General features: G+C 39.5%; 25 protein-coding genes. 22 read left to right on the top strand and 3 right to left on the bottom strand.

The annotated features are described in order from the left end of the window. Window positions 1-81: 81 nt before the first annotated feature. The gene (locus JL001_RS21535) at window positions 82-489 is read right to left on the bottom strand and encodes a hypothetical protein (RefSeq protein ID WP_200979822.1); all 408 of its coding nucleotides are present in this window, start codon (window positions 487-489) and stop codon (window positions 82-84) included. A gap of 493 nt (window positions 490-982) precedes the next feature. On the opposite strand from JL001_RS21535, the gene JL001_RS21530 reads away from it, so the two are divergent. Both JL001_RS21530 and JL001_RS21525 read left to right on the top strand, forming a co-directional pair. After that, on the top strand, window positions 983-1,348 hold the full coding sequence (locus JL001_RS21530) for a hypothetical protein (RefSeq protein ID WP_200979821.1): 366 nt from the start codon (window positions 983-985) through the stop codon (window positions 1,346-1,348). 142 nt (window positions 1,349-1,490) lie between these two features. Beyond that, the gene (locus JL001_RS21525) at window positions 1,491-2,579 is read left to right on the top strand and encodes a toll/interleukin-1 receptor domain-containing protein (protein WP_200979820.1); all 1,089 of its coding nucleotides are present in this window, start codon (window positions 1,491-1,493) and stop codon (window positions 2,577-2,579) included. Between the two features lie 282 nt (window positions 2,580-2,861). On the opposite strand, the gene JL001_RS21520 is transcribed toward JL001_RS21525, so the two are convergent. Next, window positions 2,862-3,116, bottom strand: coding sequence for a hypothetical protein (locus JL001_RS21520; protein ID WP_200979819.1), 255 nt, complete (start codon window positions 3,114-3,116; stop codon window positions 2,862-2,864). 498 nt (window positions 3,117-3,614) lie between these two features. On the opposite strand from JL001_RS21520, the gene JL001_RS21515 reads away from it, so the two are divergent. The 8 genes from JL001_RS21515 to JL001_RS23305 all read left to right on the top strand — a co-directional run bounded on the left by JL001_RS21515 (window position 3,615) and on the right by JL001_RS23305 (window position 10,124). Then, a complete protein-coding gene (locus JL001_RS21515) occupies window positions 3,615-4,529 on the top strand; it encodes an IS1595 family transposase (RefSeq protein WP_200979817.1) in 915 nt (304 codons plus the stop codon). A gap of 403 nt (window positions 4,530-4,932) precedes the next feature. Next, the gene (locus tag JL001_RS21510) at window positions 4,933-5,385 is read left to right on the top strand and encodes a hypothetical protein (RefSeq protein ID WP_200979816.1); all 453 of its coding nucleotides are present in this window, start codon (window positions 4,933-4,935) and stop codon (window positions 5,383-5,385) included. A 968-nt stretch (window positions 5,386-6,353) separates the two neighbouring features. Continuing rightward, the gene (locus tag JL001_RS21505; RefSeq protein ID WP_200979815.1) at window positions 6,354-6,821 is read left to right on the top strand and encodes a DUF4760 domain-containing protein; all 468 of its coding nucleotides are present in this window, start codon (window positions 6,354-6,356) and stop codon (window positions 6,819-6,821) included. A gap of 557 nt (window positions 6,822-7,378) precedes the next feature. Further along, window positions 7,379-8,113: an epidermal growth-factor receptor (egfr) l domain protein gene (locus JL001_RS21500; protein ID WP_200979814.1), complete on the top strand. Its 735-nt coding sequence runs from the start codon at window positions 7,379-7,381 to the stop codon at window positions 8,111-8,113. Between the two features lie 378 nt (window positions 8,114-8,491). After that, complete coding sequence (locus tag JL001_RS21495; protein ID WP_200979813.1) at window positions 8,492-9,085, top strand: DUF6088 family protein; 594 nt, start codon at window positions 8,492-8,494, stop codon at window positions 9,083-9,085. 17 nt (window positions 9,086-9,102) lie between these two features. Further along, entirely contained in the window at window positions 9,103-9,366 is a 264-nt protein-coding gene (locus JL001_RS23255; RefSeq protein ID WP_200979812.1) for a nucleotidyl transferase AbiEii/AbiGii toxin family protein, read from the top strand. Between the two features lie 83 nt (window positions 9,367-9,449). Beyond that, window positions 9,450-9,677: a nucleotidyl transferase AbiEii/AbiGii toxin family protein gene (locus JL001_RS23310; RefSeq protein ID WP_200979810.1), complete on the top strand. Its 228-nt coding sequence runs from the start codon at window positions 9,450-9,452 to the stop codon at window positions 9,675-9,677. 24 nt (window positions 9,678-9,701) lie between these two features. Further along, a complete protein-coding gene (locus tag JL001_RS23305) occupies window positions 9,702-10,124 on the top strand; it encodes a nucleotidyl transferase AbiEii/AbiGii toxin family protein (RefSeq protein WP_200979807.1) in 423 nt (140 codons plus the stop codon). A 5-nt stretch (window positions 10,125-10,129) separates the two neighbouring features. On the opposite strand, the gene JL001_RS21475 is transcribed toward JL001_RS23305, so the two are convergent. Next, a complete protein-coding gene (locus tag JL001_RS21475; protein ID WP_200979805.1) occupies window positions 10,130-10,909 on the bottom strand; it encodes a LytTR family DNA-binding domain-containing protein in 780 nt (259 codons plus the stop codon). 211 nt (window positions 10,910-11,120) lie between these two features. Between JL001_RS21475 and JL001_RS21470 the strand changes: the two genes are divergently transcribed. The 12 genes from JL001_RS21470 (at window position 11,121) to traM (ending at window position 20,657) form a co-directional block, all read left to right on the top strand. Beyond that, window positions 11,121-11,966: an RteC domain-containing protein gene (locus JL001_RS21470; protein ID WP_200979803.1), complete on the top strand. Its 846-nt coding sequence runs from the start codon at window positions 11,121-11,123 to the stop codon at window positions 11,964-11,966. Window positions 11,967-12,063: 97 nt separating this feature from the next. Further along, window positions 12,064-12,486 (top strand): hypothetical protein, encoded by a 423-nt coding sequence (locus tag JL001_RS21465; RefSeq protein WP_200979801.1) that lies wholly within the window; start codon window positions 12,064-12,066, stop codon window positions 12,484-12,486. After that, entirely contained in the window at window positions 12,483-12,794 is a 312-nt protein-coding gene (locus JL001_RS21460) for a DUF4134 domain-containing protein (RefSeq protein WP_200979799.1), read from the top strand. The genes JL001_RS21465 and JL001_RS21460 overlap by 4 nt, the downstream gene beginning before the upstream one ends. A 10-nt stretch (window positions 12,795-12,804) precedes the next feature. Beyond that, window positions 12,805-13,119 (top strand): DUF4133 domain-containing protein, encoded by a 315-nt coding sequence (locus JL001_RS21455; RefSeq protein WP_200979797.1) that lies wholly within the window; start codon window positions 12,805-12,807, stop codon window positions 13,117-13,119. After that, window positions 13,119-15,572, top strand: coding sequence for a TraG family conjugative transposon ATPase (locus JL001_RS21450; protein ID WP_200979795.1), 2,454 nt, complete (start codon window positions 13,119-13,121; stop codon window positions 15,570-15,572). Before JL001_RS21455 ends, JL001_RS21450 begins: the two co-directional genes overlap by 1 nt. Before the next feature lies 1 nt (window position 15,573). Next, window positions 15,574-16,272: a conjugal transfer protein TraI gene (locus JL001_RS21445; RefSeq protein WP_236252935.1), complete on the top strand. Its 699-nt coding sequence runs from the start codon at window positions 15,574-15,576 to the stop codon at window positions 16,270-16,272. 26 nt (window positions 16,273-16,298) lie between these two features. Next, window positions 16,299-16,943 (top strand): hypothetical protein, encoded by a 645-nt coding sequence (locus JL001_RS21440; RefSeq protein WP_200979793.1) that lies wholly within the window; start codon window positions 16,299-16,301, stop codon window positions 16,941-16,943. Continuing rightward, window positions 16,930-17,559: a TerB family tellurite resistance protein gene (locus tag JL001_RS21435; protein ID WP_200979791.1), complete on the top strand. Its 630-nt coding sequence runs from the start codon at window positions 16,930-16,932 to the stop codon at window positions 17,557-17,559. Before JL001_RS21440 ends, JL001_RS21435 begins: the two co-directional genes overlap by 14 nt. Then, window positions 17,556-18,572: a conjugative transposon protein TraJ gene (gene traJ, locus JL001_RS21430; RefSeq protein ID WP_200979789.1), complete on the top strand. Its 1,017-nt coding sequence runs from the start codon at window positions 17,556-17,558 to the stop codon at window positions 18,570-18,572. Before JL001_RS21435 ends, traJ begins: the two co-directional genes overlap by 4 nt. A 3-nt stretch (window positions 18,573-18,575) precedes the next feature. Continuing rightward, window positions 18,576-19,193 (top strand): conjugative transposon protein TraK, encoded by a 618-nt coding sequence (gene traK, locus JL001_RS21425; RefSeq protein WP_200979787.1) that lies wholly within the window; start codon window positions 18,576-18,578, stop codon window positions 19,191-19,193. After that, window positions 19,190-19,465, top strand: coding sequence for a hypothetical protein (locus JL001_RS21420; RefSeq protein WP_200979785.1), 276 nt, complete (start codon window positions 19,190-19,192; stop codon window positions 19,463-19,465). The genes traK and JL001_RS21420 overlap by 4 nt, the downstream gene beginning before the upstream one ends. A 16-nt stretch (window positions 19,466-19,481) precedes the next feature. Next, the gene (traM, locus tag JL001_RS21415; RefSeq protein WP_200979783.1) at window positions 19,482-20,657 is read left to right on the top strand and encodes a conjugative transposon protein TraM; all 1,176 of its coding nucleotides are present in this window, start codon (window positions 19,482-19,484) and stop codon (window positions 20,655-20,657) included.

Below are 20,657 nucleotides of genomic sequence, written 5' to 3'. Positions count from 1 at the left end.
CTTTGGATTTTGTAATTCCAATTTTCGGATAACAATAGTAAAATAGCAAAATGAGGATAAGCTCATTTGACTACCTATTTACTACCCGCCATGCTGAAAGCATTTACCATTGGCACTTTTGGTCATTCTTTTACATTGGCTTCCTGCTTTGGTGGTACCGGAACAGCGAACAGAATTAGCCTTGGGTTGGGGAGATGCTTTTGTGGTGCTGGCTTTAGAGGGAGTTACATTATTTATTTCACTTGCAGCTTTGGCTTGTGTACTGCTATTATCATTCCTCACTATAGTACTAGGCTTGCACACGCTGCAAGCAGTATAATCTTTCTTTTTGGCATCTGAGAGTTGGAGGCTTATAGCACTATACTTTAAATAATTGCAGGACGATTTATGGTATTTGGTCCCCGTCTTGGTTATATATACCGTCTGACCATATGCCTGTGCAAATGCAAAGAAAAAAGTAAGGTAGAGGAGGAGTAGGCGTTTTTTCATTAAATGGGGGTTGTTGGGGATATTAAACTTTTCAAGATAGTGGTTTTGGAGTAGGTAAAAAATACCGTAAAGGGGGTATTTCATTTGATTCACCTATTTCTTATTTTTAATGAATATGTTCACTTGTAAATGTTTACAAGTGTTTAATAAGCGTTTGAAATTAGTGAAATGAGCTTCAAGTAACTTGGAATAGAAGATGTATACGCAATGCGTTTATATGTTCGATGTAGCACACAAATAAGGATCAAGGTAACAGAGAGAATATATGTCGTTTTTGGAGAATCTGCAAAAAGTGTTCTCCTTGCCCCAACTAGGCGAAGTATGTCACTTGGCCTAAGACCCAATGGGAAACCTTCATTAAATCCTTGCAAAAGATTACCTCGTCAATCGATTATCTATAAATATCTGTATAACAATAAATTAAGAAATGGTTAAATAATATTGTGTATACACCAATGGCGTAATTTCAGCCGTTAGGTTCAATTAAGGATTAATGAGATACTTAAATCTGTCTGAAATACTACCTATTATAAATTCAGGGAAAGAGGTAGAACAATTTCTTGGGGAATTCTTTACAAATAATTTCAGATGTTTCCGTTATGTAACTTTAGGAAAAACTAAAGAAGGCTATTTTGCACTGATTTTTGAAAAATTTGATGATTCAGATGAAGGATTTACAAGAGTATATGATTACTCCAGTGTCGAACCTGATGATTTATTTGGTAAAGAAGTAGGCCCTTTTGAATCATTTGAGGAGATAATTAAAAAACTGAATGGAGAAGTGACTTTGGATTCAGAAAAATACCTTCTTTCGGGATATCTTGTCGAAGAAATTAAAACAGAACCTAACAAAACCTAAACTGCATTAAACGCAGTTTAGCCTAGCGTTCTCTGCAATTTACCAAATGAAAGCACTTAATTTATTTGATTAACTTAATGGCAATACTTATTGAGTGATTTTAAATGCGTCAATCTCACCATTAATCAAAAAAATACAGCTAATGGCAAAAATTCCAATTGAAATTTTTAATCTCTCAGAAGACTTTCAAAGTGCTATAGAAAATTCTGTAAAAAGGGCAAATGAGCTCCAAGATGATTTAGAATATAGTATTATTGATCAGAACAACCAAAGAGATTTTAACATCATGTTTCCCGATGAAATTGATGCTCGACTGTTGTTTAAAACAATGGATCAGAGACGTCGGGAAATTGGCGGTTTTCATCCCTATGTTCTATTAATTACGGACAATCCAGTCTACGATGAATATTATAATATCTTCGGAAGTAGTGAACCTGAAAAAGGACTCGGGATATTTACTACCAACGGGGTTGCAGACACTATTATTCCTGAGAATAAAATGGATGCATATTTCATTTATTATTTGGCTAGATATAGTTTAAACTTCTTAAATCCGTCACATAAGAACCATCAAGGCACAAGGGAATGTGTTTACGATGTAAAAACTTCCAAATTGGATATAAAAAAAAGTATGAAGGGCAACGCTTTCTGCGAAGAATGTAAAAAAAATCTCTTAACCGGGGACTCGAAAATTACAATTCCCATATTAAATTCAATAAATAAACTATTAGAAGAAACAGGCGTAATTTTAAATGATGTTAAAATCCCAAAAATAGGCCTAAAAGAAAATAACATCTTCATTAGCTATTCTCACAAAGATGAGATTTGGAAAAATAGACTGAAAATTCATCTTAAACCTCTAGAGGAAATTGGGAACATTCGGGTCTGGTCGGACGACAAACTTAAACCTGGAGATAAATGGTTTGAGACTGTTAAGCAATCAATGGCAGAATCTAAAATTGGCATTCTACTCATAAGCCCTGATTTTTTGGCATCTGATTTTATTAACCATGTTGAAATACCAAAGCTTTTGGAAAACGTAGAAAAGGAAGGTGGTTTGATAATACCTATTATCATAAGACATTCTTTATTTCCTCGAATCAAAAAACTATCTAAATTTCAAGCTACGAATTCCCCTTCTAATCCTATTGCAGGTCTTAATGAATCAGAGCAGGACGAAATATTTGCTAAAATTTCTGAAAGCATATGGGATCTCATGGAAGCAAAATAAAACTGCAGCTAACAACTAGGTTTTCATCGCGTGCGTAGCACGAACGATGAAACCGGTGTTGCACGGTACCGATGGCTATCATGTACGGAGAGGTTCCTATGGGGATTGAGTCAGGATTTTTTGAGGGAAACGAGGTGTCCAATTAGATTAAAAAGTAGTACCTACCAGTAGATTCGGTATCGATTCAAAAAGAGTTTTATTGTTTTTAGCCTTTCCAATGGCTTTTGGAAGGGCTTTTTTATTGCATGGACATAGGTTTCCTATCCCGAGCAATATCAGGAATTAAAATTGGTTTTTGACAGCAGAAAAGACGGCTTTCGGCGACCCTCTTTTAGGTATGCGATGGATGCTTACCATGCTTTCCTTCTGGCAGCAGGTGCAATACCTTGGGTTATAGGTTTCCAGAATCCGGGACTCCTTTTCCCGAATCGGTATTCCAAGTATCTGATGAATAAGCGGAATGGTAGTCTGTTTGGTCGAACTTCCCAATATCCCGAAGTGCCGAATCCGAACCAGCCCTTTAGGCAGAATATGCATGGAAAACCGGCTGGAGTTAAATTATTATTTTCAATTGTAGCTTTAGTTGGGATATCAGTCTTATTACTCATTATTACCGAACTAGGCTTGCAGACATTGCAAGCAGTATAATCTTTCTTTTTGGTATTTGAGAGTTGGAGGCTTATGAAGCTGTACTTTAAATATTTGCAAAAGGATTTATGGTATTTGGTACCTGTTTTGGTTATATATACCGTCTGACCATATGCCAAGGCTAATGCAAAAAATAAAGAAGAGTAGGAGTAGATTTTTTTTTAATTTAAAGGAGGTGTTGGGAATATTAAACTTTTTAATATAAGTGTTTTGAAGTGGGTGAAAAATACCGTTGAACGGGTATTTCATTTGATGCACCTATTTATTATTTTGTGTATATCCGCAATAGCACCAGTAGCCAAATAAATTAAGATTGACAGTTGGTGTCAATTGCTTCATTTGAGTTATTACTAACTATAAATTAGGTCAAGACAAACGGTTTTGACCATGAACATAATCAACTTCATCAATCGGTTTCCTGACGAATCTTCCTGTATCGAGTTTATCAGGCATAAAAGGTCCCAAGCTGGTATCATCTGCAAAAGATGCAAAGGTACCAAGCATTATTGGTTGGCAAACAAGAAGTCCTTTCAATGTTCGTGCTGCAGCTTCCGAACAAGTATCAAAAGCGGTACGGTTATGGAAAACAGCAACCTTCCGATCCGGACCTGGTTGTTGGCCATGACCTTCATCACAGCCACCAAGAAGGGCTTCAGTGCTTTGGAACTGCAAAGACAGCTGGGCATGAAGCGTTACGAACCCGTCTTCAGGATGTACCATAAACTCCGTAAAGTAATGGGGAAACGCGATGATCTGTACAGTCTTGAGGACATGGTGGAGTATGACGAGGCCTTCGTGGGCAAAGCCACCAAAACCTCCAACAAACTTAAACGAGGCAGGGGCAGCCAAAAACGGTCGATTGTGGCGGTAATGGCCGAATCAACGGTTTTGGAAGACCTTGAAACGGGCAAGTCCGACAAAAGCTGTAGGTATTTTAAGATGAAGAAGATAAAGAACCTGGAGGCGAAAACAGCCCAGAATTTGATCAAGGAATTTATTGATCCAAACTCCGTGCTTCAAACAGATATGAGCACCACCTTCTCAGACCTGGGTGATTGTATAGATGTGCATGTCAAGGAGATATCGGGAACCGAAAAGGGGCACTTCAACCTCAAATGGGTACACATTGCTATCAGCAACTTAAAGAAACACCTGCAGACATACCATATGATAAGCGAAAGAATGATGCAAAACTATCTTGATGAGTTCTGTTATAAACTCAACAGAAGATATTTCGGTCAAAAACTATTTGACAGGCTCATCATTGCTGCTATTTATCCTTACTGGTATCATTGCGGATAATCATATATTATTTTTAATTAATCTGTCCAATTGTAAATGTTTACAAGTGTTTGAAATTAGTGTAATGAGCATTAAATAACTTGGATTAGAGGATGTATACGCAATGTATTTATATGATCGAGGTAGCGCATAAATAAGAATTATGGCATCAGAGAGGATACATGTCGTTTTTGGAGAATCTACAAAAAGGATTCTCCTTGCCCCAACTAGGGGAAGTATGTCACTTCGCCTAAGTCCCAATGGGAAGCACTTACTAAATTCTTGCAAAAGATTACCACATCAATTGATTATCAAAAAGGTATATATGAACCTGTATAACAATAATTTAAGAAACGGTTAAATAATATTGTATATACACCAATGGCGTATATACAGCCATTGCCATTAATTAAAAAAGAGATTTATGATTAAAGTTAAAACACACAGATACGGAAAAAGTGGATTTTTCTCTTCAAATATAACCAGTATTGATTGGCAATTGACTATCAAAGACATCCTATCGGAGTCAAATCTCGAAAAATCTGCTATCAATAGTGCAACTGGACTTTTAGCTATGTATTCCCATTATAATCTTGTTCCTGAATATATCGTATTCGAAATTAGTATTGACAATATGGACGAGTTTATAAAAGTAGAGAAGTTCATAAGTTACTTTATGTCTTTTGAAAGAATTGAAAAGACTAGAAACGTTAAATCCATAATAAGGGACTGTAAAATGTTTATAGTTAATTTCGATAGCTATACAATTGAAAAAGATGCCATTGGACCCTATGAAGATAAATTGGACAATTTAATACGGTCAATATTTGGAAATAATTTTAAATATGGAACTACCTATAAAGATCAATTTTTTTAGGACTAAAATAAAAAGCTTATTATCAAAATTAGCTGAATAATACTTGAGCCGTATTTAAATCTAATGGCAACATTGGCTTCAATGAGTAACCTTTAGTTTCCCTACAAAGAGAAGTTTGTTCACTTCGCTTCAGTATCTTGGGAATTTGTAATTACCGTTTCCGGGTTTTCAAGTTGAATTGGGAAATAAGATAAAAGGCCATTTGATTACCTATTCACAATCTTCCATTTTGGAAACATTTTCCATGGGCACTTTTGGCCGTTCTTTTACATCAGTTTCCTGTTTTTGGGGGCAGAACAGCGAACAGAAGTTGCTCTTTGTTGGGTAGATGGTTTTGTGGTATTTGCTTTATTGGGAGTTGTTTTATTTGTTTCACTTGCCTCTTTATTATTTATGCCAGTCTTATTACTTATCACTAAGGAACTAGTGAAGGTTTGCACATGATGCGGAAGGCTTCCCTTTCTTTTTGGTATCAGTTAGTTTGTGGCTAATAGAACTATATTTTAAAGATTTACAGTATTGGGTGCCTGTCTTAGTTACATAAATCGTCTAGCTATATGTCTGGGACAATGCAAAAAATAAAGAAAGGTAGAGGAGGAGTATGTTTTTTTCATTAGAAGAACAGTATTGGAAATATTAAACTTTTTAAGATAGGTGTTTTGAAGTTGGTGAAAAATGCCCTGTATGGGATATTTTTTTAAAATTAGGAGTTGTTTAGTTTTACTATTGAAGATGGTTTCAGGGCGATACACCTTATCTGAGGTATTTTATTTGTTTTGGGTATTTATTATTTTTAGAGGATATGTACGTTAACATTTGATTGGATATACAAATGTTCGAAATATTTATTGCGCGATCAATGGATACTATATAATATTAAAATCAAGTATGTTTTACTTATTACCGGCCTAATAATAATAATAATAGCCATCCTCTTATGGTACTTCATGTACCAAAATGATCAACAAGTGAGTGATATATTCCTCATTATAGGGACTGTAATAGCTGCTATTAGCTTAGTTTATAATGCAATCAATGTTAATAGTATTAGAGCAGAGACTGAAAAAAAGTTGAAATTTGAGCTTAGACAAAATTCCTTTAATCTTATTAATACGTGGTATTCTTCTCAACTTTCTCAAAGTAATTTAACAATAAGAAAACTTAGGGAAAGGGGCTTTTCAGTTAAAAATATTGAAGATAACCCAGAAAATATAATTGCAATAGCCTCTGTTTTAAACTTTTTTGAAACTATATGCTTACATATTAGACACCAAACTGTGGATGAGCAGGTATTAAAAGATTTTTATATTGATATTTTTTATACTTACAACAAGAACTTGGCGGAATACATCCAGTACAGTAGAAATAAATTCAACACCAGTCGCATATATAAAGAATTTACTGATACGGCCCAGAAATGGGACAATGCTAGGTAATAATTCTTTTGGATCGACTTCCTGTTAACATAGCTATGGGACTGTGACAAGGTGTAGTTCTAGATTGGATGCATAACCAATTTCTCTCAACCATTTTCTAGATTTGAAGAAGTGCTAACCAAAATAACAATTTTGGGAACTAGTAAGAGCAAAGAAGAGACTTTCAGGGATATCTATGAAATTTTTGATTTTAGTAACGTTTTTTAGAAGATCGCGACGGTATATAACTTCCCCTAATTAATGTCTAAGGTGTTTAAATTTCCTCTCCCATGATGGACTGCCATATGGATAATGGAGTGCATACTTCAGACTTACAAGGCAGCCTCATTTTATTTGTATTTAAGATTCTTTAGTTTTGAGGGGATACTCATTTTAAGAATGGAGGTTTATATTTAAAAAAGGGAGAGCCATAAAGTGAAAATTTTCTTCAGGTAAACGAATTCTTAAAAAGTATTAGACCTGATATACTTTTGGTTTACAATTGTATCAGGAGGCAGATATACAATCCATTATGCTTGCAAACTTTCTTTAAATAAAATTAAAACCTTAATAACCTTATGAAAAACCTCATTCTACTTTTAGTTGCTGGAGTTTTATTTTCATGCATTGATGATGCGAAAAATGATAATACTTCCACCGTTTTTGAAGGTAATGTAGAAATAGGTTCTTTGGATGATTTAAATTCATTCTCTGCTGGTGGTTACACTGAAATAAGTGGAACACTTAAAATAAATTCCACCTATGATATAGAAAATCTTAATGGTTTAGCGAATCTAAAAAAGGTTGATGGCATTATCATAAGTGATAATTATGATCTGATATCTCTAGAAGGTCTTGAAAACCTATCAGAAGTGGAATTCATTACCATTTCAGACAATAGAAATCTTACTTCATTAAATGGTCTTAATAATCTTTCCAAAGTACTATCAAATTTTAGTATTGAGAATAACGATAAACTGGTATCATTTGATGGGCTGGATCAACTTTCAGAGATAGGTGATCAGTTTTTTGTTTCGGATAATAAGTTGTTGGTAGATTTTAGTGGGCTAGAAAGTTTACAAGCTGTGTCCATGCTTTTAGTCTTGAATAATATAAACTTGCTGGAAGTGAAAGGACTCGGCAATATTGTTTCTACTTCCCGACTTCAATTTGATTCAAATGACCTGTTAAGTAATTTCTGTGAGTTGACTGATTTTTTTCAACAGAACCCGGTTCAAGACTTGTTTGGAGCAAGACAGAATAAATATAATCCAACTGTTGAGGAAATTTTGAATGGAAGCTGCTCCAATTGAGACACTAGTTCATGCCTAAATAAGCTATTTCCTTTAAGGCAAAGTGTATCACTTGACTGTAAATTCTATATGAATTGAAATTTCCTTACAATAGAATTAATTATAACCATGAGGCTTGATGCTGTAAATGGAAGTTTCCATGGGGACCTTCAGAGAACATCCATTTGTAGATGATGATTATTCAGATATAAAGTATCAACCTTCCATTCTTCCCCGATGGATGCTCGCAGTCCTAGTAGAGGTATAGTAGAGGATTCTTAGACTTTTGGCTATATTCTAAGAATTTATAGTTGTTTTGGAGATTGTCCATTTACAAATGTAAGTATAATTGTGTCACAAATATTTACTAAATTTGTGACATGTCAATACTTATGTATCATGATGAATACGGAAAGAGCCATTGAAAAGTCCATTAAATCAAAGCCTAAAGGAACCTTGTTCTTTCCTGAGGATTTTAGGGAGTACGGATCAGGAGTAGCTGTCCGTAAGGCCTTGCAAAGGCTAAAGGAATATGGTACCATAAAATCATTGGCACAAGGTATATATGTGCGTCCGAAAATTAACCCGCTTATCGGAGAAGTTCTGCCTACTGCCGATGAGGTTGCCCAGGCAATAGCGAAAAGGGATAAAATCAGGATTGTGCCAACGGGTACATACGCTTTGAATGCATTGGGGCTGAGCACACAGGTACCCATGAAGTTAGTTTTTCTTACCGACGGGGCTCCAAGAGAAATAAAACTGGGCAAAAGAAGTATCAAACTAAAGAAAACAACCCCAAAGAACCTTGCTGCCAAAGGGAGTATCAGTGCTTTGGTCATCCAAGCCCTTAGGGAAATAGGAAAGGACCATCTCAGTACTGCGGAGAAATTTCGGATAATTGAATTACTTAAAAGTGAGAACCCTAGACATCTCAAGCATGATATGGATTTGGCACCTGTTTGGATTCGACAAATAATGGAAAAAGCACTTTAATATTAAAATACAGCGCAATGACTTTTTATGATCTTAAGGCAAAGGACAAAGCTGATGTCTGTAAAGGAGTGGAAAATGAAAAAGGAATTCCTGCTTTTGCCGGTGAGAAAGATTGGTGGGTAGTTCAAACCTTGGAAACCATTTTTGAAATGGAAGTGGCTTCCCATCTTGTATTCAAGGGCGGCACCTCCCTTAGTAAAGCTTGGAAATTGATTGACCGTTTCTCCGAAGACATTGATCTGGCCATTGACCGTAAGTTTTTGGATTTGACGGGGAATTAAGCAAAAACCAGAGAACCAAGTTAAGAAAGGAAACCAGTAAGTTTATAGAAGATACCTTTTTCCCTGAACTAAGGGACAGGTTTATGGCCAAAGGATTTAAAGATGTCGAATTCCAACTAATAGCCTCAACCTCAAGTGATCAGGATCTTAGAGTCATTGAAATATTCTATAATAATGTTATTGACCCTCCAGGCTACATTTTGCCAAGGGTCCAAGTGGAAATAGGCTGCCGGTCATTGAGAGAGCCCTTTGAAAAAAGAACAATAAACTCATTTATAGATGATCAGTATTCAGGGGCAGTTTTTGCATAAAGTCCGATTTCCATACCATCGGTTTTGCCTGAAAGGACATTTCTGGAGAAGCTGTTTTTGCTTCATGAAGAATTTCAACGGCCTAAAGAGAAAATAAGGGTTGACCGGTTAAGCAGGCATCTATATGACATTTACCAATTGTCCAAATCCCCGTTTGCGAATAGCGCCATAAACGATCATGATCTGTACGAAACCATAGTAGGGCACAGACATACCTATACCCGAGTGGGAAATATTGATTATAACCTGCATCAACCCCAGACCATACAGCCAATACCTGGTCAGGATTTTATGGATGACTGGGCGAAGGATTATAAGACCATGCAGGAACAGATGATTTATGGAGATTCCCCCTCATACAAGGAATTGATAGTAGGGATTCAGGAATTCCTTGGTACATTGAATACCATGGAATGGAAGATGAAACTTAAATTTCCAAAAGCTTAAATCAATCACCTTTCCATCCATTCCTTAAATGCCTTTACTTTTCTTTGGCCGATAATTATAGGAGAAGCAGTCTTGGGTGTTATCTCAAGCTTGATCTTACGATGTTCATCAGGCCCGAAATGGATACATGCGCTGTAATTTACAATTACCTGGCGATTGGCCCTGAAGAAAAACTTTGGGTTTAGTGATTGTTGCATTTCATCCAAGGTCTGCATGGTCACAAAAGCCTGTTCCTCAAAGGTAACGATATACACATGGTTCCCTTCTCTTTTGATGTGGCTGATCATACTTACGGATAACGGGACTTGATTGATGCCCTTGTTGACCAATATGGTCTGTTTGAATTGATCACTAGGGGCAAAGTTATTTTGATCTTTATACAACAGGTAGCAGCATATATAATAGATATTCAAGAAAAGAATATATAGGCCCAAAAATGGAAAAGCCCTCTGAAACCCTAAATGTACATAAACCCACTGGTCAGCTTTATACATTACCCAAAAAGGCAATATGATGGCGCAAAGCAGCTGAAGACAGGTACGGGTAAAAGGCCTTTGGATCCAGTCACAACGGTTATCAAGATAAGCAGTGGCTCGAAAGGTAATTTCTGTACCTACAAGGCAGATCATAAAATAACTTAGGAAATGGAGGAGGACCTGATCGTAAACTGCCATTATTGGCTTTGGAAGTATGATGCTTTTGATAGTCAAGAATAATGCTCCTGTCACGGACAGTGCAATCCTGAAAAATACATCATCATATATATTGTTTTTTCCTGTCAACAATTCTTTGTTACTCCCAAAAATTCACAGATTGTAAAAACGTGTAAGAAGGAACCTATCAGTTATAAAATTAGGCTGTTGCGCCTATCCCTGAAAAGGAATAATTCATATGGTAATTTGAATAGTTTGTCAATATTATCCATTTATACCCAATTTGTAAACGTTTGGTTACAATAAATTTATGTTCGTTTTTTAACCATTAACCTTATAGAACATGAAAAATTATTGTAACGACCTTTACAGGGAACTAAAGAACCAAGTCCAACAAATACAGCACCAGTACCTTATTCCCGTCCGGGAAGCAGAAGCCATTTACGAAGCTGTTAATGCAGTGATGCTACAACTCAAAGAATTTATCCTGACCCACACTTTCACAGATGTCGAGGAAGAAATGGATTTTTTCAAACACATCAAACCCAGGTTTGAGGCTGAGCAGGTGTACTATGGAGAATTATATTATATCCGTGCCAAGCTTCCCATTAAAGAGGAAGGCGTTGTTCAGGAATACATCAAACAGCTTGAGTTTATCCAAGCCTACTTCCACAGGCATCAGTTCCTGTATAATTACTATAGACTGGGAGAGGAATCCCTTGACAAAAGTCTATTTGTCAGAAATGCAGAAAAGATTCCCTTTATTCCGGACAAGCCGATTGTACATAGGGATGCGAGATTTGCCACCTTGGGAAGTTACAGGTTTGCTAAATTCATGGCTTTTGAGCACCTTCAGGATTACCTCAACAAGGAAATTAAAAAGATAAAACATCCCCCAATAAGCGTCAATGATCCTAAACTAAAATGGACCGCTTCTAAGGTTGCCCTGGTAGAGCTGACCTACGCGCTGAAGGCTTCCAATGTATTCAACCATGGTAAGGTAAGCATCAGCGATATAGCAGTCTATCTAGAGGAAATGTTCCAAAAAGACCTTTCTCAATATTACCGGACATTTCAGGAAATACGCATCAGAAAATCAGGTAGGACGACATTTATCGATGCCCTGAAACTTCACCTCGAAAAATGGATGGACAACACTGACCTTAATGGCAAGGGAGAAGATAGCTAGCATACTTTCCTGATAATTAGTGCCCACTTCGGGGTTCGGTGTGAACATTTTTTTGGAATCCAACACACCTTTGTCATGTACCCAATCGGAAAGAAGGATGATCCAGACCATCTCATGGCAACAGTTTATAGTTTCTATGGCAGGCTTGCTGACCATTTATTATGCCTATGTAATAATTATGTATTTCAGGAAGGAGCTATTGGACAAGAAATCGATCTGGGTTTCGGCACCTTTAAAAAGTTCAAAGAACTTCCCACCCTTGAAGGAGAACAAGTGGGAACCTCTGATAATTGGATTCATGGAAACCATGGTGGATTTGGAACAAGCAGTTGCACAATCCAAAGGGGATGAGAAAGTCTTTTCCGACCGGGTATTGGAAATATGGAGCGGTTTTGAAGGAAAACGAGAGCCTGTTTTCCAGAGGATAGCAACCCTTCGATTAAGGGCAAAGATTGAAAATTCAGGGCTTGCGACAACTGAAAAGGAAATTATTAATCTACTAACTACCAATCTAATATGAGAAAAGTGCAGCAATTATTACCGATAGTGTTTTGGGTATTGCTTTGTCTGGTTTCTGTTGGTGCTTATGCCCAGGGCGGTATTGCAGGAATTGATGAAGCTACCGATAAGGTCAGGAGCTATTTCCAGTCGGGGACCAACCTGATGTATGCCATAGGCGCCATTACGGGACTGATAGGAGCCATCAAGGTTTTCAACAAGTGGAACAATGGAGAGCCTGATACCGGAAAGGTTGCAGCAGCTTGGTTTGGGAGCTGTGTTTTCCTGGTAGTGGTAGCCACTGTCCTTCAAAGTTTCTTCGGTGTTTAACAAGCATACCATGGAATACAGGATCAATAAGGGTATTAATCGGCCAATAGAGTTCAAAGGCCTTTCGGGCCAATACCTGGCCTATATGGCAGTGGGCTTGGTGGTTCTCCTGTTAGGGGTGAGCATAGCCTATATGGTTGGAGTACCTGCTTGGCTCATAATCCTTATGACCGGTCTAATCGGGGCAATACTATCCATTTCGGTATTCAAGATGAATGCCCAATATGGCCGGCATGGCCTCATGAAAAAGTGGGCATATAAGAAGGTCCCACAGGGGATCAGGTGCAGGAGCAGAAAGGTTTTTCAAGAATTAAGAAAAAGGTAATGGGCGTATTTGACCTGGAAAAAAACTTCCCTTTATACAGGATGGAGAAAGAGCTGTTGTTGGCTCGTAATGGGGACATTACGGCAGTTTATAGGGTGGGCCTACCGGAGATCTATACGCTTTCGGCCACTGATTACCAGAATTTGCACCTGGGTTGGGTAAAGGCCATAAGGCTGTTGGAAAAAGGAACTATTGTCCATAAACAGGACTGGTTTACCCAAACTTCTTTTAAAGGTAATTTCGAAAAAGTGCAATCACTATTGGCCGAAGGAAGTGAACGGTTTTTTCATGAAAGGCCCTATCTGAACCATTGTTGTTATCTGATGGTGACAAAACAATGCAGAAAGGCCAACCTGTCCAAATCTTCCATGTCCAGTCTTTTAAGAAATGGACCTGTCCCTCGGGAATTGATAGATGCAAAGCAGATTAACACTTTCATGGATGAGCTGGGGCAATTTGAAAAAGTGCTGGATGATACCGGCGTGGGCCTTCACCGACTTGGCACGGATGCGGTCCTTGGCATCGGGGATGATGGGGGACTCCTGGAAAAATACCTGCTGTTAAATAGGGATGGCCTTAGGGAAGCTTTGGCCGATATAGTATTCAGGCCAATTTGGAAAATAGGCGATAAACAGGTGGCCATGTATTCGATGGCAGATGTGGAATGCCTTCCAAATTCCATTGCCACGGACAGAAAATGGGAAAGGTATGAAACTGACAGGACTGATTTTAAGGTGGGGCATACCTTTCCCTTAGGGGAGATTTTGTCCTGCAACCACGTTTACAACCAGTACATCATCATTGGTGATGGCAAAAGAAAGCTCAAGGACCTGGAGGCCAAAAGACTTCGTTTGGAAAGCTTGGCAGCTTATAGCAGGGAAAATGCCCTGTCCAGGGAAGCCACCAATGAATTCCTGAACGAGGCCATTTCGGATGGTAAAACTCCTGTTAAAGCCCATTTTAACCTGATATGCTGGACTGACATCGGGGATGAAATGGTCGATATCCGAAACCGCGCCTCCTCGGCACTTTCACAAATGGATGTAGTGCCCCATCAGGAAACCCTTGGAGCACCACAACTGTATTGGGCAGGACTACCGGGCAATGAAGGCCAGCTTCCCTCCAATGAATGCTTTGATACATTTACCGGACAGGCTGTTTGCCTTTTCAACATGGAAACGCATTACCGTTCTTCCCCTTCACCAATAGGGCTTCGTTTGGGAGACCGTATTTCCGGAAGGCCTGTCAATGTTGACCTATCGGATGAACCGATGAAGGCGGGAATCATAACCAACAGGAACAAGTTCGTGCTAGGTCCATCAGGTAGTGGAAAGAGTTTCTTTACCAATCATATGGTAAGGAGCTATTTCGAACAGGGAACCCACGTGGTCATTGTGGATGTAGGGCATTCCTATCGGGGACTGTGCGAACTCATGGAGGGATATTACTTTACCTATGAGACCGCCAACCCCATCCGATTCAACCCCTTTTATGTGGAGGGAGCCATTGACACGGAAAAGAAGGAGAGCTTGAAGACCTTGCTCCTTGCGCTTTGGAAAAAGGACGATGAACCGTTTAAAAGGTCGGAGTATGTGGCCCTTTCCAATGCTATAAATGCCTTTTATGCTTATCTGGACCAGAACCAAAATATATTCCCATGCTTCAACGCGTTTTATGAATTCCTAGAAATTGAATTCAGGGCACAGCTTCAAAAAGAAGGGGTAAAGGAGAAAGATTTCGATGTGGAGAATTTCATGTATGTCCTGAGACCCTACTACGAAGGTGGTGAGTTCGATTACTTATTGAATGCCAAAGAAAACCTGGACCTGCTGGGACAACGAATGATTGTGTTTGAATTGGATGCGATCAAGGACCATCCCATCCTGTTTCCGGTGGTTACCATTATCATCATGGAGATCTTTATCGCCAAAATGAGAAAACTCAAGGGGGTAAGGAAAATGATCCTGATTGAGGAAGCTTGGAAGGCAATTGCAAAGGAGGGTATGGCAGAATATATCAAATACCTCTTCAAAACGGTCAGGAAGTTCTATGGGGAGGCCATAGTGGTCACGCAGGAAGTGGAAGATATCATTTCCTCCCCAGTGGTCAAAGAGGCCATCGTCAATAATTCAGACTGTAAGATTTTATTGGACCAGTCCAAATACCAAAACAAGTTTGGGCGTATCCAAGAACTTCTAGGGATGACCGAGAAGGAAAAGGCATTGGCCTTAAGTATCAATAAAGCCAATGATCCCAAACGAAAGTACAAGGAAGTATTTATCAGTTTGGGAGGACAGCACAGTAAGGTCTACAGGACTGAAGTAAGTCCGGAAGAATACCTGGCCTATACCACCGAAGAATCGGAAAGGGAAAAGATCAGGGCGTACACCAAACGTTATGGAAACCTCAAGAAGGCCATTTCAATCCTGGCCAGAGAAAATGAAAACCACTAATATGATAGGAAGGAAAATGAAGTTACTGGGCTGCAGCATTGCCATGTGTGCCGGATTGGTCATGATTCCCATGCAAAGGGCCGAAGCGGTTCCCTTGGCCGTTGTATTGGAAATCATCAAACAAGGGGTGAAAAAGGTCATCAAAGCGATCGACCTTAAAATTCAGAGATTCCAAAATCAGACTATTTGGCTACAGAATGCCCAAAAAGTGATTGAGAATGCCCTGACCAAATTGGAATTGGATGACATCGCCAGTTGGAGCGAAAAACAACGTTCCCAATATGCAGGACTCTTCGATGAACTCAGAAAAGTGAAGAACATCCTGTCCCAGTATCACCGGGTCAAGGACATAGCCAATAAACAGGCCATGATTGTAAGGGAATATCAGGAGGCCTGGGCAGTCTTGTCCAAGGAAAACAGACTTGAGATTGCCGAAAAGGAAGCCATGGCCTCTCATTATTCCCTGATATTGGATGAAAGTGTCAGAAACCTTGGGCACCTGATGGATGTCATGACCGCCTATTCGGTACAGATGAGCGATGCAGAAAGGCTGGAAATCATATACAGGACGGATAAAAAGGTGGAAAAGAACCTCAATGATATCCGGCGATTCAACCAACAGAATTTCCAAGTGATAGGGGCCAGAGAATACTATCCGAAATCCAATGAGCCTTTGGAGTATTTGTACGATTTGAAATAACACCATATCCATAAAACAACAATTCAATGAAAAGGACGATCTTAATTGGCTTGGCCTTGACCATGCTTTCAATGGGAGGCCATACACAGACTTTTAACGAATGGTTCAAGCAAAAGAAAACCCAGGAAAGGTACCTGGCAGAGCAACTGGTGTCCCTTAAGGTTTATGCAGACACGGCCTGGAAAGGATACCAGCTGGCCAAGACGGGTTTGAGAACCATAGGACAGATTCGTGATGGGGACTTTAACCTGTTCGAAGAGTTCCTGGCGGCAATGGATGGCATCAGTCCCGTAGTAAGGGATAACCATCTCACCGAAAAGATTATTTGGCTGCAAGGGGAAATCATAAGTGAAGTTTCCTCCGGACGTAGATTACTTAGGTCCGCCATGTTAGGGGCAGACAAAAACGCCATGCTGGAAAGGCATTACAGAGAATCCATAAAAAGGTCTCTCGAAGTACTGGCTGAAATGGAAATGATCCTAAAACCCTTCGAAATGAAAATGGATGATGCCGAGCGGCTGAAAACATTGGAGCAGCTTTACCGGAGAATGAGCAGTATCCTTTCAGGACTGAGGAGGATGAAAGCAATGCTAAACAATTATAGTCGACAACTAAAAGATGCTGCCCTTTCCAATCTAAGCTTTCAAAACCTCTTTGATGATGAAAACTAAATTATGGATACTCTGTGTTCTTGGAAGTCTGATGTTTTGCAGGCCACTAAAGGCCCAGAGCCATGAGGCGGTCCAATTGGTGTTGAATTTTGAGAAGCTCAATCAACTCAAGCAGATCCTTCAGGACATGTACAAAGGCTATACCATACTCAGTACGGGATACAAGACCATAAAAGGCATAGCAGAAGGGGATTATAAACTACATGAAGCTTTTCTGGATGGTTTGTGGGCTGTTAGCCCAGAGGTACGAAAGTACTATAGAGTAGGGGAAATTGTCCGTTTCCAACAAATGATCATAAAAGAATATACGGATACTTATCGACAACTTTCCAAGGATGGACTTATGGAGATTTCGGAATTGGAATACATGACCTTGATTTATCATAACCTTTTTAAGGAAAGTGTGAAGAACCTGGATGAACTGGCCATGGTATTAACAGCAGGAAAGCTACGCATGAGTGACCATGAAAGGATAGAGGCAATCGATAGGGTGTTTGGAGAAATGCAGTCCATGTTGGTGTTTGTGCGCAATACAAACGCAAAGGTGAAAATGCTAAACCTACAGCGAAAGAATTTACAGAAAAACCTAAGTAGAACTTTGAGGTTATGGGAATGAACTGCCAAGTATATAAATGGGCAATAATGACATGGATAGCTGCGGGAATTGTGTTGGCACCAACTACTGTCATGGCACAAGGGATAGCGGACAGTGTCCAGAATTTTCACAAGACATTGGAATCTCTGTTCGTGGAAATGTTACCTCTTGCCAAGCAGCTTACCACCGTAGCAAGGTCCATAGCAGGTTTCGGGGCACTTTGGTTTATAGCCTCAAGGGTATGGGGCCATATGGCAAGGGCAGAGCCTATTGATGTATACCCCTTACTGAGACCATTTGCTATCGGCCTGTTGATCCTTTTCTTCCCAACGATAATAGCAGTGATCCATACTGTTGGTGACTTGCTCGTCGACGGTACGGCCTCGATGGTCCATGACAGCAATGCTGCCATTAACAAGCATATAGATATACTCAATAAACAGGATCTTTCATCCCATGTGAGCCCCCCTTCAAATTTGGGTGACCCGGATCAATACAGTTACCCGGGAAGTGTGGAAGATACAGGGATATGGGAAAGACTGGCCAATAGTATTTATGCATTCAACCTTCAGAATATTCTAAACCAAATCGTAAGTGGAATATTACAGGTCCTCTTCTTTGCGGCCTCATTGTGCATCAATACGATAAGGACATTTCAGCTATTGGTCTTGACCATATTGGGACCGATCGTTTTGGGCCTATCGGTTTATGATGGATTTCAACATACACTTTCTGCATGGTTTGCAAGGTACATCAATGTGTTTATGTGGCTTCCCGTGGCCAATATTTTCGGGGCGGTCATTGCCAAAATACAATTGAACCTGATGGAACTGGATCAGAATTTCCTGTCCTCGACCACTTATATGGTTTTTATGGTCATTGCCATCGTGGGCTATTTTACGGTTCCAAATGTGGCCAGTTATATAGTACAGCCGGGAGGTAGGGACCAGCTGCTGAACAAGACAAATAATATAGCAAAACAAGGGGCACAGGCTGCTGTCAAGGTGGGCGGTGCTGTGGCAAAATCACTATAAATTATGTTTGAAAACCTTAAAAACATTGACTCCGCATTTCGTCATATTAGGTTGTTTAGCCTTTTGGGGATTGTTTCGGTATGCACGCTATGTGGCCTCCTTTGTTTCCGATCGCTGAATCATGCTGAAAGGGCCCAGGAACACATATATATTCTAGCACATGGAAAAGTGTTGGAGGCTTTTTCTGGGGAAAGGAATGAAAATATAGCAGTGGAAGCCAAGGACCATATCAAGATGTTCCACCATTATTTCTTTACCCTTGCACCAGATGAAAACCAGATAAACAACCAATTGTCCAAAAGCCTTTATTTGGCTGATGGATCAGCAAAAACAGCATATGATAACTTGAAAGAGAAAGGTTACTATCAAAGGATTGTTGCTGCGAATATAAGCCAGGATATAAAAATGGACAGCATCCGATTGGATACCAATGCATACCCCTATGGATTCATCTATTACGGCACACAGACCATTGTTCGCAGCTCCTCGGTCTTAACCCGGAATTTGGTAACCAAAGGAAGGCTTAGGGAGGTTCGGCGTTCCGATAACAATCCTCATGGCCTGTTAATAGAAAGATGGGAAACTCTTTCAAATACCAACCAAACTGTTCATAACCGATGAAATTACTTGGAAAGCCTATATATCTGGAAAGAACCTCTGGTTACGAGACGGGAATACACAAAGTAACTTTCAAGTTACAAGGATGGCTAAAAGGGCTTTCACTGAAAGATCAATACCTGATAGTCGGTATAATTTTGCTGATGGCCACCGTGCTATTTACAGCCATTGGATTCACCGCTTTAAGCCCTCCTTCAGTAATACCTACATCCACTCCTCAACCGGAAGTTCCTGTACTACCGGTTTATGAAGATAGTTTATTTCAACAACCCTAAAACCAATTGATATATCATGAACAACCAAAATGAATTATTCAGAAGAAAAAGAAGGATGATGGTTTTCCTTCCTCTATTGACAGTTCCTTTTCTATTCCTAGCATTTTGGGCACTAGGAGGTGGGAACCCTCAAACCATAAGTGAGAAAGGCCTATCAAGTGGCATAAACCTGTCCCTGCCAAATGCCGAAATTAACGATAGCAGGTCGCTCACCAAGCTTGACCTATATGAAAAGGAAGAAAAAAGGGCCAGGAAGAAAGCAGAACAATCAAAGTTGGATCCGTTCATGGTTTTGGAAAAACAGGAGCTCATTGAGCAAGAGCCTTTCCAAGAACTTAAGTCCACCGAGGCCGAAATAGGCAACCAGTTAGATGCCATCCAAAAGTTGATCAATACACCATCCATAAATGATGTAAAAAAGAAGGAGACTGCCCCTGTTGAGTTAAAGAATACAGGAATGAAGGAGGATATTGAACAACTAGGGAGCTTAATGGAGCAGATGAACAGGCCTTTGGATGAAGACCCTGAAATGGAAAGGATTTCCCAGATGTTGGACAAGCTTCTCGATGTCCAACACCCTGAGCGGGTAAAGCAACGCTTGGAGGAAAGCAGGATGGCCCAAAAACATTTCTCGGTTGAAAGAAAGGGAGAAGTAAAGAGTCCTTCAAAAAATGAAATTCGCACTAATGGGTTTTACGGGTTGGAAAGCCCAAAAGAGATGAAAATGGAACCAGTTGCACCGGCCATTGCTGCTTTGGTTTATGGAAACCAAAGGGTAGTAACAGGTGAAACCGTCGAATTGGAATTATCGGAAGGGATTGTCATCAATGGAATAGATTTTCAAAAAGGTTCCTTGGTTTATGGAGTATGTAGCCTAAAGGGAGAAAGGTTGGGAATTGAAGTCACAGCAATCAGAAAAGACAAAATGATACTACCAGTTGATCTTGTGGCCCATGATATGGACGCCATGGAGGGCATACGCATTCCAGGAAGTATCACCCACAAAACCTTTCAAGAAGAAGGTAGACAGACCATGCAGTCTGGACAAATTGCAGGATTTGACAACACTTGGCAGATGCAGGCTGCTTCGGCCGGAACAGAGACCGTGAAAGGATTGCTTTCCAAAAAAATGAAAAAAGTACAGGTTTCTCTAAAGTCAGGACATCCACTGTTATTGGTGGACCACATATAA

Origin of the sequence: Echinicola sp. 20G (genome assembly GCF_015533855.1) — a bacterium.
GTDB lineage: Bacteria > Bacteroidota > Bacteroidia > Cytophagales > Cyclobacteriaceae > Echinicola.
This window is presented reverse-complemented; position numbering and strand designations above follow the sequence as displayed.

Coding starts and splice junctions, on each gene's coding strand:
- JL001_RS21535 (WP_200979822.1), bottom strand. CDS start 489: ATGAAAAAACGCCTACTCCTCCTCTACCTTACTTTTTTCTTTGCATTT.
- JL001_RS21530 (WP_200979821.1), top strand. CDS start 983: ATGAGATACTTAAATCTGTCTGAAATACTACCTATTATAAATTCAGGG.
- JL001_RS21525 (WP_200979820.1), top strand. CDS start 1,491: ATGGCAAAAATTCCAATTGAAATTTTTAATCTCTCAGAAGACTTTCAA.
- JL001_RS21520 (WP_200979819.1), bottom strand. CDS start 3,116: ATGCATATTCTGCCTAAAGGGCTGGTTCGGATTCGGCACTTCGGGATA.
- JL001_RS21515 (WP_200979817.1), top strand. CDS start 3,615: ATGAACATAATCAACTTCATCAATCGGTTTCCTGACGAATCTTCCTGT.
- JL001_RS21510 (WP_200979816.1), top strand. CDS start 4,933: ATGATTAAAGTTAAAACACACAGATACGGAAAAAGTGGATTTTTCTCT.
- JL001_RS21500 (WP_200979814.1), top strand. CDS start 7,379: ATGAAAAACCTCATTCTACTTTTAGTTGCTGGAGTTTTATTTTCATGC.
- JL001_RS21495 (WP_200979813.1), top strand. CDS start 8,492: ATGATGAATACGGAAAGAGCCATTGAAAAGTCCATTAAATCAAAGCCT.
- JL001_RS23255 (WP_200979812.1), top strand. CDS start 9,103: ATGACTTTTTATGATCTTAAGGCAAAGGACAAAGCTGATGTCTGTAAA.
- JL001_RS23310 (WP_200979810.1), top strand. CDS start 9,450: ATGGCCAAAGGATTTAAAGATGTCGAATTCCAACTAATAGCCTCAACC.
- JL001_RS21470 (WP_200979803.1), top strand. CDS start 11,121: ATGAAAAATTATTGTAACGACCTTTACAGGGAACTAAAGAACCAAGTC.
- JL001_RS21465 (WP_200979801.1), top strand. CDS start 12,064: ATGATCCAGACCATCTCATGGCAACAGTTTATAGTTTCTATGGCAGGC.
- JL001_RS21460 (WP_200979799.1), top strand. CDS start 12,483: ATGAGAAAAGTGCAGCAATTATTACCGATAGTGTTTTGGGTATTGCTT.
- JL001_RS21455 (WP_200979797.1), top strand. CDS start 12,805: ATGGAATACAGGATCAATAAGGGTATTAATCGGCCAATAGAGTTCAAA.
- JL001_RS21450 (WP_200979795.1), top strand. CDS start 13,119: ATGGGCGTATTTGACCTGGAAAAAAACTTCCCTTTATACAGGATGGAG.
- JL001_RS21445 (WP_236252935.1), top strand. CDS start 15,574: ATGATAGGAAGGAAAATGAAGTTACTGGGCTGCAGCATTGCCATGTGT.
- JL001_RS21440 (WP_200979793.1), top strand. CDS start 16,299: ATGAAAAGGACGATCTTAATTGGCTTGGCCTTGACCATGCTTTCAATG.
- JL001_RS21435 (WP_200979791.1), top strand. CDS start 16,930: ATGATGAAAACTAAATTATGGATACTCTGTGTTCTTGGAAGTCTGATG.
- traJ (WP_200979789.1), top strand. CDS start 17,556: ATGAACTGCCAAGTATATAAATGGGCAATAATGACATGGATAGCTGCG.
- traK (WP_200979787.1), top strand. CDS start 18,576: ATGTTTGAAAACCTTAAAAACATTGACTCCGCATTTCGTCATATTAGG.
- JL001_RS21420 (WP_200979785.1), top strand. CDS start 19,190: ATGAAATTACTTGGAAAGCCTATATATCTGGAAAGAACCTCTGGTTAC.
- traM (WP_200979783.1), top strand. CDS start 19,482: ATGAACAACCAAAATGAATTATTCAGAAGAAAAAGAAGGATGATGGTT.